The 12,896-nt window shown below is 72.3% G+C and carries 12 protein-coding genes and 1 tRNA gene; 8 read left to right on the forward strand and 5 right to left on the reverse strand.

What is annotated here, in order from left to right:
• Positions 1-93: 93 nt before the first annotated feature.
• Positions 94-558 carry a GatB/YqeY domain-containing protein gene (locus A6A06_RS28480; protein WP_073765897.1) on the reverse strand — a complete coding sequence of 155 codons (465 nt, stop codon included), beginning with the start codon at positions 556-558 and terminating at the stop codon, positions 94-96.
• 157 nt (positions 559-715) lie between these two features.
• On the opposite strand from A6A06_RS28480, the gene A6A06_RS28485 reads away from it, so the two are divergent.
• From A6A06_RS28485 to A6A06_RS28495, 3 genes are all read left to right on the forward strand, one after another.
• The gene (locus A6A06_RS28485) at positions 716-1,654 is read left to right on the forward strand and encodes a metallophosphoesterase (RefSeq protein ID WP_199931234.1); all 939 of its coding nucleotides are present in this window, start codon (positions 716-718) and stop codon (positions 1,652-1,654) included.
• A gap of 295 nt (positions 1,655-1,949) precedes the next feature.
• Positions 1,950-2,765 carry a Pr6Pr family membrane protein gene (locus A6A06_RS28490; RefSeq protein WP_079194419.1) on the forward strand — a complete coding sequence of 272 codons (816 nt, stop codon included), beginning with the start codon at positions 1,950-1,952 and terminating at the stop codon, positions 2,763-2,765.
• 12 nt (positions 2,766-2,777) lie between these two features.
• Positions 2,778-2,851 (forward strand) — tRNA-Pro (locus A6A06_RS28495).
• Positions 2,852-3,031: 180 nt separating this feature from the next.
• On the opposite strand, the gene A6A06_RS28500 is transcribed toward A6A06_RS28495, so the two are convergent.
• Entirely contained in the window at positions 3,032-3,811 is a 780-nt protein-coding gene (locus tag A6A06_RS28500) for an aminotransferase class IV family protein (RefSeq protein WP_443333795.1), read from the reverse strand.
• Between the two features lie 182 nt (positions 3,812-3,993).
• On the opposite strand from A6A06_RS28500, the gene A6A06_RS28505 reads away from it, so the two are divergent.
• Entirely contained in the window at positions 3,994-4,245 is a 252-nt protein-coding gene (locus A6A06_RS28505; protein ID WP_073764873.1) for a hypothetical protein, read from the forward strand.
• 14 nt (positions 4,246-4,259) lie between these two features.
• On the forward strand, positions 4,260-5,402 hold the full coding sequence (locus A6A06_RS28510) for a flotillin family protein (protein ID WP_073764875.1): 1,143 nt from the start codon (positions 4,260-4,262) through the stop codon (positions 5,400-5,402).
• A gap of 76 nt (positions 5,403-5,478) precedes the next feature.
• On the opposite strand, the gene A6A06_RS42170 is transcribed toward A6A06_RS28510, so the two are convergent.
• The 3 genes from A6A06_RS42170 to A6A06_RS28525 all read right to left on the reverse strand — a co-directional run bounded on the left by A6A06_RS42170 (position 5,479) and on the right by A6A06_RS28525 (position 9,115).
• On the reverse strand, positions 5,479-6,036 hold the full coding sequence (locus A6A06_RS42170; RefSeq protein ID WP_073764877.1) for a hypothetical protein: 558 nt from the start codon (positions 6,034-6,036) through the stop codon (positions 5,479-5,481).
• Positions 6,037-6,273: 237 nt separating this feature from the next.
• Positions 6,274-7,935, reverse strand: a complete 1,662-nt coding sequence (gene ctaD, locus A6A06_RS28520; protein ID WP_073765899.1) for an aa3-type cytochrome oxidase subunit I — start codon at positions 7,933-7,935, stop codon at positions 6,274-6,276.
• A gap of 412 nt (positions 7,936-8,347) precedes the next feature.
• Positions 8,348-9,115: a response regulator gene (locus A6A06_RS28525; protein WP_073764879.1), complete on the reverse strand. Its 768-nt coding sequence runs from the start codon at positions 9,113-9,115 to the stop codon at positions 8,348-8,350.
• 403 nt (positions 9,116-9,518) lie between these two features.
• Between A6A06_RS28525 and A6A06_RS42175 the strand changes: the two genes are divergently transcribed.
• Genes A6A06_RS42175 through A6A06_RS28535 form a run of 3 tightly spaced genes read left to right on the forward strand, consistent with a single transcriptional unit; the run spans position 9,519 to position 12,831 of the window.
• Positions 9,519-9,695, forward strand: a complete 177-nt coding sequence (locus A6A06_RS42175; RefSeq protein ID WP_199931235.1) for a hypothetical protein — start codon at positions 9,519-9,521, stop codon at positions 9,693-9,695.
• The gene (locus A6A06_RS28530; RefSeq protein WP_079194420.1) at positions 9,692-11,203 is read left to right on the forward strand and encodes a globin domain-containing protein; all 1,512 of its coding nucleotides are present in this window, start codon (positions 9,692-9,694) and stop codon (positions 11,201-11,203) included. Before A6A06_RS42175 ends, A6A06_RS28530 begins: the two co-directional genes overlap by 4 nt.
• Positions 11,200-12,831, forward strand: coding sequence for a protoporphyrinogen/coproporphyrinogen oxidase (locus A6A06_RS28535; protein ID WP_242441000.1), 1,632 nt, complete (start codon positions 11,200-11,202; stop codon positions 12,829-12,831). The genes A6A06_RS28530 and A6A06_RS28535 overlap by 4 nt, the downstream gene beginning before the upstream one ends.
• Positions 12,832-12,896: the final 65 nt, after the last annotated feature.

Genomic DNA, 12,896 nt, shown 5'->3' on the forward strand with positions numbered 1-12,896 from the left:
CAGACGGCGGGTTTCCCGCTCGGCTCGGCCGGCGGGTTTCCCGGTTGCCTCAGGCCGCGGGTTTCCCGCTTGCCTCAGCTCGCGAGCGGCCTCTCAGCCCGCGAGCAGCTTCTTGACCACCGCGGCCACCCGGCCGCCCTCGGCCCGGCCCGCGATCTTCGGGTTCACGATCTTCATGACGGCGCCCATGGCGCGCGGCCCCTCGGCGCCGCTGCCCTTCGCCTCCGCCACGGCCTCGGCGACGATGTTCTCCAGCTCCTCGTCCGAGAGCGGCTTCGGCAGGTACTCGGCGAGCACCTCGCCCTCCGCGCGCTCCCGCTCCGCCGACTCGGCGCGGCCGCCCTTGTCGAACGCCTCGGCGGCCTCCCGGCGCTTCTTCGCCTCCCGCGCGACGATCTTCTCGACCTCGGCGTCCGACAGCTCGCGCGCCGCGGTGCCCGCGACCTCCTCCTTCTGGACGGCGGTCAGGGTGAGGCGGAGGGTGGAAGAGCGCAGCTCGTCACGGGCCTTGATGGCCGTGGTGAGGTCGTCCTGCAGCTTCGACTTGAGCGTGGTCATGACGTCGAGTATGCCCGTACGCGGCGCCCGACGCTCCACCATTACGTACCGGCAGGGAGCCGGCGGCCTCCTGCCGGTACGCGGACGTACCCCCGTCGGCCCGCCTGCCGATACGCCGATGGGCAGCACCCCCGCCCCCTCTGCCACGATGGGAACCATGCGCGCCCGTTACGGAGTCCCCCTGTCCATCGCCGCGGTTGGTGCGGCGGGCCTGGCCTACGCCGCCGGATTCGAAGTCCGCTCCTTCAGACTGCGCCGGGTCACCGTGCCCGTACTGCCGCCCGGCATGCGGCCCTTGCGCGTCCTGCAGGTCTCCGACATCCACATGGTCGGCGGCCAGCGCAAGAAGCAGCGCTGGCTCCAGTCGCTGGCCGGGCTGCGGCCCGACTTCGTCATCAACACGGGCGACAACCTCTCCGACCCCGAGGGCATCCCGGAAACGCTGGACGCGCTCGGCCCGCTCATGGAGTTCCCCGGCGCGTACGTCTTCGGCTCCAACGACTACTACGGCCCGAAGCTGCGCAACCCCGCCCGCTACCTGATCGAAAAGACCCAGAAGCGCCACGGCCTGAACGGCAACCCGCCCGCCGTCGGCGTCGTCCACAACCCGTGGGAAGACCTGCGCGACGCCTTCGACACGGCCGGCTGGATCAACCTCTCCAACACCCGCGGCCGGCTGAAGCTCGACGGCTCGGCCGGCGGCTTCGAGATCGCGCTGACCGGCCTGGACGACCCGCACATCAAGCGGGACCGCTACGCCCAGGTCGCCGGCGGCCCGGAGCCCGACGCCGACCTCTCCCTGGCCGTCGTCCACGCCCCCTACCTGCGCTGCCTGGACGCCTTCACCGCCGACGGCTACCCGCTGATCCTGGCCGGCCACACGCACGGCGGCCAGCTCTGCATCCCCTTCTACGGCGCCCTGGTCACCAACTGCGACATCGACCCGGAACGGGTCAAGGGCCTGTCCACGCACACCGCGGGCGACCACACCTCCTTCCTCCACGTCTCCGCGGGCTGCGGCACCAACCGCTACACGCCGGTCCGCTTCGCCTGCCCTCCGGAAGCGACCCTGCTCACACTGACGGCCCGGGACTGAGGACGAACAGACCACGGCTTCACCTGGCCAGGCTCCCCCGGCCCTGACTCAGACCTGGCCAGGCTCTGCCTCAGACCTGCCTCAGCTCTGCCTCAGACCTGGCCGGGCTCCACCCCGGCCCTGTCTCGGCTCCACCCCGGCCCTGCCCCGGCCCCGCCTCGGCCGTACCCCGGCCCTGCCCCGGGCCGGGGTCAGGAGCACGCCCACCCGGAACGAAGCCCCCCTCTTCACTCTCCCTCCCCCCGATTCGCACACACGCTCCGCATCACCCCCCGCTCCCGTCTAGCGTGGGGGGATGATCGACCCCACCAGCGCCCGCGTCCCCAGTTCCCGGCCGCCGCAGGCCACGTCCCACGCCTCCACCCGGTACGCCCGGGGAGCCGCGGCCGCCTCGGCCCACACCCCGGCCTCCGCGGTCGTACCCCCGGTCCGCCGCCCGCTGGCCGCCCTCTTCCGCCTGCTCATCGCACTGGCCGCGCTGACCGGCATCGTCCTGGACATCGCGATCACCCCGGACCTGGGCCGCCTCTTCAGCTACTTCACGGTCCAGACGAACATCGTCGTGGCCGTCTTCTTCGCCTGGTCCGCCTACCGCGCCTGGGCCGCCCGCCCCCCGATCTCACCGCGCATCAGCGGCGGCGTCCTCCTCTACATAGCCATCACCGGTCTCGTCTTCCACCTCGTTCTCACCAACGACACCGACAGCTTCTCGATGACCGGGACCCCGGAGCACAACGCCATCCGCACCGTCTCCACCCACCTCCTGCACACCGTCACCCCCATCGCCGCCGCCCTCGACTGGCTCCTGCTCACCACGCCCCGCGCCTTCCGCTGGCGCTACGCCGCACAGTGGCTGATCTACCCCTTCCTCTATCTCCCCTTCGCCCTCATCCGCGGCGCCCTCCTCTCCCCCGGCACCGAGGGCCGCTACCCGTACCCCTTCCTCGACGTCGACCTCCACGGCTACGCCGGCATCGCGCTGAACACCGTCATCTTCAGCTCCGCCTTCTACGCCCTCGCCCTGATCCTCGTCGCGATCGACCAGGTCAGGCCCCAACCGCGTCGTCCCGAGAACCGGATTTCACCTATGGGGATCGGTCCGCTAAAGTAGAGCTCGTTGCTTCGGGGTGTGGCGCAGCTTGGCAGCGCGCTTCGTTCGGGACGAAGAGGTCGTGGGTTCAAATCCCGCCACCCCGACTGAAGGAACACCAGGTCAGGGGCCCGACCCGCGAGAGCGGGTCGGGCCCCTGACTCGTTTGTGGGGGTTGTTCGGGAGATGGTCGCGGCCGGCGACTTCCGGGGGGGTTCTGCATGGTGCGATCGGGGTGTGACGTCCGTCTCCATGAGGGAGATTCCGGTGGATCGGCGGCGCGGCTTCTACAACGTCTCGCCGGGGCGGCTCAGGTAGGCGTCGCGCATTGCGGTCAGCGTGGGGTGTTCGGTCTGGAGTGCTGTCGCGTCGATTGCTGACACCGCGCGGACGCCGATGCTGGTGTTGGTGGCGAATGCGGCTCGCATGCCGTGTGCTTGTTCCAGGGTGACCGGGGCCGTGGTGTGCTCGTGGTGTTCCTGGAGGAGGGCCATGGTGACGCCGGGCAGGACGTCGCCCTTGGGCCACACGATCGTGTCGTCGGCGGTGATGAATCCGACGTTCCATGTGACGCCCTCGGTCACGAGACCGTCGGGGCCGTGGAAGAGCGCGTCGTCGTACCCGTCGAGTTGTGCGGCGCGGCGGGCGTGGAGGGCGCCGAACAGTCCGAGGTGCTTCACGGCTGCCGTATCCCGTACGTGGCGGACCGTCTTCACGCGCATCGGCGGCGTCGGCAGCGGTCCGCCGGGACGGGTGGTCACCAGGATGTGCGGAGTGGCCGTCGACGACGGACGGCCCATATCCAGAGCCGGGTCGAAGACGCTGACGCGGACCACGAGAGAACCGTGCTGACCGGTCGCGGCCCGGCGTACGTATGCGCGCACGCGGCCGGTGTCGAGGTCCGCGTCGAACACGGCCCGGCAGTCGCGTGCGAGGCGTGCCAAGTGCAGGGAGAGACCGCGTACGCGTTGGTCGTCCACGCGCATCGTGGTGAAGTGACCGTAGTTGGTCAGGGCGAGGGTTTTGACCGCTTCAGGGTCGGCGGGGCGCCCGTTCAGTTCCATCACCGGGCCAGTGTGGCAGCGGCAGTTCGGCGGCGCTTCGCGCGAAGGGCCGGGGACGGAGGGCCGGGGGCGGAGGGCCGGGGTATGTCAGGAAGTCGTCACGCACGGTGCGACGGGGATGGGGCCGGGAACCGTGGGGCGCTACAGTCGGGTCGCAGGCCAGAGTGACGAGGGGGCGGCCGCCGATGATGCCTGACGAGACGGTGATCGGCTGTGCCGGAGAGCTGGTCCTCGGGACCCGTGGCGCTGCCGGGCCCGGTGAGGTTCTGGTGCGGGTCAGGGGCGGGACCGAGACGTTCCTCGCCTGGTCCGACGATCCCCTGCCGCGCGGGACGGCCGTGCTCGTGGTCGAGTCACGGGGCAGTCGCCAGGTCGACGTGATCAGATGGGCCGACCCATTGGACGCGTTGGCCGGTGACACCGGCGACGCCGGTTGAGGAGACGACGAGAGATGTTCGGTTACCGCGTTCCCGCCCCCGACGAAGCGATGCTGATCTCGGGTGGCAGGCGTGGGCTCGGGGGTGCGCCGTTCCGTGTCGTGACCGGTCACGGCAAGTTCGTACTGCCGGTCTTCCGCAAGACCCGCTTCCTGACGCTGGCGATGTGCGAGTCGGAGGTCGTCGAGACCTGTGTGACGCGGCAGGGCATCGCCCTGACCGTACGGGCCGTGATCGCCTTCAAGGTCGGCAACGACACCGAGAGCATCGTCAACGCGGGGCAGCGGTTCCTCTCCGACCAGGACCAGATGTCGGTGCTGACCGGCCGGATCTTCGCCGGTCATCTGCGGTCCATCATCGGCTCGATGACGGTCGAGGAGATCGTCACCGAGCGGCAGAAGCTGGCCACGGAGGTGCTGGACACCTCGAAGTCCGAGATGGCGAAGATCGGGCTGCACGTGGACTCGTTGCAGATCCAGTCGATCGACGACGGGGAGACCGGCTACATCGACGCCATGTCCGCCCCGCACAAGGCGGCGATCCAGCGGCAGGCGCAGATCGCGCAGGCGCAGGCCACGCAGGCGGCGGCGGAGGCGGAGCAGGAGGCGACGCGCAAGCAGGCCGAGTACGCGCGGCAGACCGCCGTCGTCCAGGCCGAGTACTCGGCCGAGGTGGACCGTGCGCAGGCCCAGTCCGCGCAGGCCGGTCCGCTGGCCGAGGCCCATGCGCAGCAGGAGGTGCTGGACGCGCAGACCGAACTGGCGGAGCGGGCCGCGCAGCTGCGCCAGCAGCAGCTGGTGGCCGAGGTCGTCAAGCCTGCTGAGGCGGACGCGGAGCGCATCCGGGTGCTCGCCATGGCCGAGGCCGAGCGGATGAAGATCCAGGCGGAGGCCGCCGCTTCGTACGACCGGGTGGCGCTGGACCGGATGCTGATCGACCAGCTCCCGCAGATCGTCAAGGAGGCCGCCGCTGGTCTCTCCGGCGCCAACGTCAACGTCCTCAACGGTGCCGACGGGCTCGGGGAGATCGCGGCGGGCCTGGTCGGGCAGGGCCTGACCATCCTCGACTCGGTCCGCCGCAACCTGGGGGCGCCGGAGGAGACCACGGCCGACGGGCGCGTGCCGGAGCAGGGCACCGGGCGGGTGGAGATCGAGTAGTCGAGAGTAGGCCCGGTGGGCCCGTAAGCGTACGGCTGTGTACGGGCCCGTAAGCGTACGGCTGTGTACGGGTGGGTCAGTGGCGGCGGGTGGCCTGGGCGCGGGTGCCGGCGATGGCCAGGGAGGCGGCGGAGATACCGACGGCGGTCATGGTGGCGGTGACGGCGCTCTGCCGGGTCAGGCTGTCCGCCGTCAGCAGGACGGTGGCGGCGATCACCGAGGCGACGATGTTGCCGGGTAAGAGGTAGAGCAGGAACGTCAGTTGGGCGCGCCCCGGGTTGCGGGGCGGGGCGGGCGCTGGGGCGTCGGGGCGGCTCTGGTGGAGGGTGGTCCAGCGCTGTGTCTCCTCGTGCTGTTCGCGGGAGCGTTGCAGGCGGGACACGGCCAGGAGGGCCAAGGCCGTGAGGGCGCCGGCGGCCGTGACGGCACCGAGCGCGGACCAGGGCACCGGGGTCAGCAGGAGGACGGCGACGAGCGCGGGCGTGCACCAGAAGGTGACGCAGGACGCGGCGGCGATGCGGTGCGAGTACGGCCGGTCGGCGCCGGCGCGCAGGGCGGCGGTCGCGGGGAGGTACCAGACGCAGCCTGCGGCGAAGAGCGCGGTGGCGCCGAGGGCGAGGGTGGTGTGGGACACGGTGGGTTCCTCCCTCGGGGAGAGGGGCTGGGCGGTGGGGAGGGGTGGGGCCTTGGGGGTTCTCAGGTAGCGGGGTGGGGCCTTGGGGGTCTCGGGGAGCGGGGCGGGACCTTGGGGGAACTCAGGGAGCGGGGCGAGATCTTGGGGGATCCCGGGGGCCGGGGCGGGCCCTGGAGGCGGGGCCCACGGCTGCGGAGGCGTCGGCGTGCGCCCGCAGCCGTGGGCCGGGAGGGGACGTCAGGTGCGGGTCGGTTCCAGGGCGGCGACCTCGGGGTGGTGCAGGTCGAAGGCCGGGGATTCGCTGCGGATACGCGGCAGTGAGGTGAAGTTGTGGCGGGGCGGCGGGCAGGAGGTGGCCCATTCCAGGGAGCGGCTGTAGCCCCAGGGGTCGTCGACGGTGACCTTCTTGCCGTATTTGGCGGTCTTCCAGACGTTGTAGAAGAAGGGCAGGAAGGACAGGCCGAGCAGGAAAGAGCCGATGGAGGACAGGGTGTTGAGGGTGGTGAATCCGTCGGCGGCGAGATAGTCGGCGTACCGCCGGGGCATTCCCGCGGCGCCGAGCCAGTGCTGGACGAGGAAGGTGAGGTTGAATCCGACGGTGAGGGTCCAGAAGGTGATTTTGCCGAGCCGTTCGTCGAGCATCTTGCCGGTGAACTTGGGCCACCAGAAGTGGAATCCGGCGAACATGGCGTACACGACCGTACCGAAGAGCGTGTAGTGGAAGTGCGCGACGACGAAGTACGTGTCGGAGACGTGGAAGTCCATGGGCGGGGAGGCCAGGATGACGCCGGTCAGGCCGCCGAAGACGAAGGTGACGAGGAATCCGGTGGCCCAGAGCATCGGGGTCTCGAAGGACAGTGAGCCCTTCCACATGGTGCCGATCCAGTTGAAGAACTTCACTCCGGTCGGTACGGCGATCAGGAAGGTCATGAAGGCGAAGAAGGGCAGCAGCACGCCGCCCGTCACGTACATGTGGTGGGCCCACACGGTGATGGACAGGCCCGCGATGGAAATCGTCGCGGCGATCAGGCCGATGTAGCCGAACATCGGTTTCCGGGAGAAGACCGGGATGACCTCGGAGACGATGCCGAAGAACGGCAGCGCGAGGACGTACACCTCGGGGTGTCCGAAGAACCAGAACAGGTGCTGCCACAGCAGCGCGCCGCCGTTGGCCGCGTCGAAGACGTGCGAGCCGAATTTACGGTCCATTTCGAGGGCGAACAGGGCCGCGGCCAGTACGGGGAAGACCATCAGGATCAGCAGCGCGGTCAGCAGCACGTTCCACGTGAAGATCGGCATCCGGAACATCGTCATGCCGGGGGCGCGCATACAGATGATGGTGGTGATGAAGTTGACGGCGCCCAGGATGGAGCCGAAGCCGGAGAACGCCACACCCATGATCCACATGTCGGCGCCGACGCCGGGCGAGTGCACCGCGTCCGACAGCGGCGCGTACGCGAACCAGCCGAAGTCGGCGGCGCCCTGCGGGGTGAGGAAGCCGGCCGCCGCGATCAGCGACCCGAACAGGAACAGCCAGTAGGCGAGCATGTTCAGTCGCGGGAAGGCCACGTCGGGTGCGCCGATCTGCAACGGCATCAGCCAGTTCGCGAACCCGGTGAACAGCGGCATCGCGAACAGCAGCAGCATCACCGAGCCGTGCATCGTGAACGCCTGGTTGAACTGCTCGTTCGACATGATCTGCGTGCCCGGACGGGCGAGTTCGGCCCGCATCAGGAGGGCCATGAGGCCGCCCACCAGGAAGAACACGAACGCCGTGACGAGGTAGAGCGTCCCGATCTTCTTGTGGTCGGTGGTGGTCAGCCACTCCACCGGGATACGGCGACGGGTCGGGCGGGGGCCGAGCGCGGCGGGCGGCGGATCGGCGACGGCGGGAGGCAGCGGGTCGGCGGGCGGCGGAGCGGCGGCGGGCGGGGAGCCGGTGGCGGGGCCGGCCGGGGAGCCGGGGTCCGCCTCCGCTCCGGGGTCTGACTGCGTACGTGTATCCGATCCGTCCACCGGGCTGTGTCCTTCACCTCTGGCGCATGACTTCGACTCTGGCCGGGAAGAGCCTCAGCACGGGGGAGAGACCGGCTCTTCCCGGCCTCACCAGAGTCGTTCGCGGCGCACCCGCCGCCATAGGGCCGGGCGGGCCCGGCAGACGGCCGAGGGGCCCTGAATCGGTGCGGTCGTCCGGGCCCTGGTGGCGGACAGGGTGATCTGGCCGCGCTCGGGGCGGCCGCCGGCCGCTGTTACGCCCGTACCCGGCCCGGCAATGCGCGGCTCGGCCCGTACCCGGCGCGTGCCCAGACGCCTACCGCTGCCGCTGCCCCTGCCGGCCGCCGCGCTGCTGTTCCTGCTGTCCCCGTATCCGTCCGGCGATCACCGCGGCCTGTACCCGTCGGCCCACGCCCAGCTTGGACAGGATCGTGGAGATGCGGTTCTTCACCGTCTTCTCCGCCAGGAACAGCCGGTCTGCGATCTCCCGGTTGGTCAGGCCCTCGCCGATCAGCTCCAGGATCTCGCGCTCCCGGGGCGCGAGCCGGTCCAGTTCGGACTGCGGGGACGCCTCGGGCTGCTGCGGCGCGCGCAGCCGCGCCATCACGCGGGACGCCGTGCGCGGGTCCAGCATGGACTTGCCCGCCGCCACCGTCCGTACGGCGTTCACGAGGTCGGAGCCGTTGATCTGCTTGAGGACGTAGCCCGCCGCACCCGCCATGATGGCGTCGAACAGGGCCTCGTCGTCGTCGAAGGACGTCAGCATCAGGCAGGCCAGATCCGGCATGCGGGCCCGCAGTTCGCGGCACACCACGATGCCCTCGTGGTCGCCGCCCGACGGCTCGCCCCGCTCCCCCAGCCGTACGTCGAGGACGGCCACGTGCGGTCGCACGGCGGGTACCCGGGCCAGCGCCTCGGGTCCGCTGGACGCCTCCCCCACGACCTCGATGCCGTCCTCCGCGTCGAGGAGGTCGCGGACGCCCCGGCGTACCACCTCGTGGTCGTCGAGGATGAAAACGCGCAGGGGCTGTGCGTCGGGGGCGGCGGGTCCGGTGGGGCCGGTGCGTCCGGTGTGCTGATTCATGCGGCTCTCGATCTGTCGGCCGGGCGTGCTGGGGCACCGGCCCGGGTGCGGCGGTCCGGCTGGGCGGTCCGGCTGGGCGGTCCGGTCGGCGGCCGCCCGGGTCCGGTGGTCCGAGTCCCGTGGTACGGGCCCCAGACCACGGGACCCTGGTCCGGGGTCCCGCGTGGTACAGGCCCCCTGGCCCGGCCGCCGTCGTAACACTCAGTATCTCCGCGCGCGTTGAGGGCACCCCCAGCGGTAGCCGGGGTGGGCGCGCGGCGCGCGCGCAAAGGGGTGCGCAGGGCATCACACACCCGTGCGCCGGTCAGCGGCGAGGGTCGAAAGTCCCGGGGGAATAGGGCCGTTTGGGCACCTTTGCCTGGTGCCATACTGGCGCGCCCCATCCCCTTCAGGAGGTCCGCTCATGCCACGCCTCGCGTCGTACGCCCTCACGGTCAGAGCGCTCCGAGCCGTTCCGGCCCTCCCGGTCTCCCCCTTCGCCCCGGCCCACCAGGCCCGCCCGGCCCACCCGGCCACCGCGGTCGCCGGCATCCGTGCTGTCTCCGGCGTCGCCGCCACGCTCCCGGTCGTCCGTTCATGAGTGCCGTCAACGACGATTACCACGCCCTGCTCGCGCGGCACGAGGCCATGCGGCTGCGCCGCCGTATCCTTTCGCCGCGCCCGGAGCGCGAGGACGCCGCCCAGGAACGTCCGGCCTACGGCGGCCCGGCCGGCGGCCCCCGGGCCCTCGGCCACTCCGCGATACCGTCCGGGAACGTGCGGGGCGCCGCCGGGCAGCACCCGTCGGGGCCCGGCATCGACGCCTACGACGGCGCCGCCGACCAGCGGGTGATCACCGAGTACCTCGAACTCGTCACGCCCTTCGGCGAGCTGATCACCCACCTCTACGAAGCGATGTTCCGGCGGTGGCCCTACCTCCGCTCGCTCTTCCCCGAGTCGATGGAATTCCAGCGTGCCCATCTGGCGCGCGCTTTCTGGTACTTGATCGAGAATCTGCACCGCCCCGACGACATCGCGGAGGTGTTCGGGCGGCTCGGCCGCGACCACCGCAAGCTGGGCGTGCGTCCGGTGCACTTCGAGGCGTTCGAGGCGGCGCTGTGCGAGGCGCTGCGCCGCACGGCGGGGCCGCGCTGGGCCGAAGCCGTGGAGCAGGCGTGGGTGCGGATGCTGCGGTTCGCCGTCGCCGCCATGGTCAGCGGGGCCGAGGCCGCCCTCGCCGAACCGCCGTACTGGCAGGCCACGGTGACCGCCCACGAGCGCCGCCGCCCGGACCTCGCCGTCCTGCGGGTGCGGCCGCACGAGCCGTACCCGTACCGGGCGGGGCAGTTCGCGGCGCTGGAGTCGCCGCGGCTGCCGCAGGCGTGGCGGCAGTACTCGATCGCCTGTGCGCCCCGGTCCAACGGCGAGCTGGAGTTCCACGTACGGCAGACCTGCACGGGCGGCGTGAGCGAGGCCCTGGTGGCGCACACGCAGACCGGTGACACCCTGCGGGTCGGCCCGCCGCGCGGGTCGATGACGCTGGACGACGAACTGGCGAGCGACCTGGTCCTGGTGGCGGCCGACACCGGCTGGGCGCCGGTGAAGGCGCTGCTGGAGGAGCTGTCCGCGCGCCGCGGCCACCGGAGCGTACGGCTGTTCCTCGGTGCGCACAGCTTCGCCGACCTGTACGACGCGGGCCCGCCGTCGGAGCTGGAGCGGGGGCGGCCCTGGCTGCGGGTGACGCCCGTGATCGGGCGGCGGCCGGAGACCGGCGGCACCTTCGGGCCGGACGCGTACGGCTACGACGCGCTCGCCGAGGCGGTGGCCGACGCCGTGACGCGGCACGGCGACTGGTCGGGGCACCTGGCGTACGTCAGCGGGCCGACCGCGGTGGTCGACGCGACCGTGGCGCGGCTGACCGCTGCCGGGGTGCCGCCGCACGACATCCGGCACGATCCGCTCTCCGACATCCTGCGCCCGCCGTCCCGCCCCGGCGAGGCGGCCGGCGACCCGGCGGCGGGCGGGCCCGCCGTGGTGTCCCGGTCCCGGGGATCCGCGGCCGGCCGGACGACGACTACGAGCACCGCGTTCGAAGGAGCCGACTCATGAGCGTGCCGACGACCGCGACCGGTGTACGGACCGGCACCGGAACGCATCCCGCCGGAATCAATCACGGGACCACAACGCATCCCGGGACCGCGACCGGCCCCGCCACCACCTCCCCCCGGACCACCGCGACCGGCCCCGTGCTCGCGCGGCACATCGTCGTCATCGGCGGCGGCATCGCCGGGCTCGCCGCCGCCCACCGGCTCACCGGCGCCGGGCTGCGCGTGACGTTGCTGGAGTCCACCGGCCGGATCGGCGGCAAGCTCCGCTCGGGCGACATCGCCGGGACGCCCGTCGACCTGGGCGCCGAGGCGTTGCGGGTGCCCCGCCCGGAAGCGGTCGACCTGGCGCGGGAGGTCGGGCTCGGCAGCCGGCTGCGCGTCCCGGCCGCGACGGACGCCGCGCTGTGGACGCGGGGCGCGCTGCGGCCGATCCCCAGCTGCCGCGGGCGGGACGTTCTCGGCAGGGCCCGTACGGCCGACACGTACGAGGTGTCGCTGCGGGCCGCCGTACCGCAGCTCTTCGAGGCGGCGCGGTACGACGGTGCGCTGCTCACCGGCGTACGGAAGGTGCGGCGGCGGACGGCCGAGCAGCAGCGGCGCGCCGCCGAGGAACGGCAGGCGGCGGAGCGGCGCCGGATCGCGGAGGAACGGCGGATCGCGGAGCAGCGGCGCATCGCCGACCGGCCGGGGGCCGCCGACCAGCCGGGGCCCGGCGGCCGGGCGCGGTCCGGGCCGCTCATTCCCCGCCCCCGTTCCGGGTTCACCCGGCCGGGTGCGGGCGCGGGCTGCGCCGGGCCGGACGTCGCCGACGCGCTCTCCGGCGGGTCCGGTGCCGCCCGTACGATTCCGGACCTGTCCCGCGGCGGCCCCGACTACCTGGGCCTGGACGGGGGCGCGGGCACCCTGGCGGGCGCCGTGGCCGACGCCGTACGCGCCGCCGGCGGCGAGATCCTGCGCAACACCCCGGCTCTGGCGCTGACCCGCGGCCCGTACGGCTGGGAAGTGCGGACGGCGGCCCGCACCCTGCTGTGCGACGGTCTGGTCCTCGCGACCCCGGCCTGGACGGCGGCCACCCTGCTCGCCGCCGAGGCGCCGTTCGCCGCGGCCGAGCTGTCCGAGGTCGCCTACGCGTCGATGGCCCTCGTCACGCTGGCGTTCCGGCGCTCGCACCTGGAGGGGCTGACGGCGTTCGACGGCCGGTGCGGCTTCCTGGTGCCGCCGGGGGACGGGCACACCATCAAGGCGTCCACGTTCCTGACCCGTAAGTGGGACTGGCTGTCGGAGCGGGCCCGGGACCTGTTCGTGCTGCGGACGTCCATCGGCCGGTACGGGCAGGAGGAGGTCCTCTACCTGGACGACGCCGACCTGGTGAGCGCCGCGCTGCGCGACCTGGGCGAGGCCACCGGGCTGACCGCGCGGCCGGTGGCGACGGATGTGACCCGGTGGATCGGCGGACTGCCGCACTACGCGGTCGGGCACCCGGCGCGCGTGACGCGGGTACGCAACGGGCTGTCCGCGCTGCCGGGGCTGCGGCTGTGCGGCGCGGCGTACGACGGCGTGGGCGTCGCCGACTGCGTGGCGAGCGGGCAGCGCGCGGCCGACGAGATCATCGCGGCGGCCGGGGCCTGAGGGAGCCGCCCCGGACCTGAGGGCGCCAGCCGGGGCCTGAGAACGCTGATCGGGGCATTGTTGGT

This window comes from Streptomyces sp. CB02923 (assembly GCF_001905005.1).
In the GTDB taxonomy this organism is placed as follows: domain Bacteria; phylum Actinomycetota; class Actinomycetes; order Streptomycetales; family Streptomycetaceae; genus Streptomyces.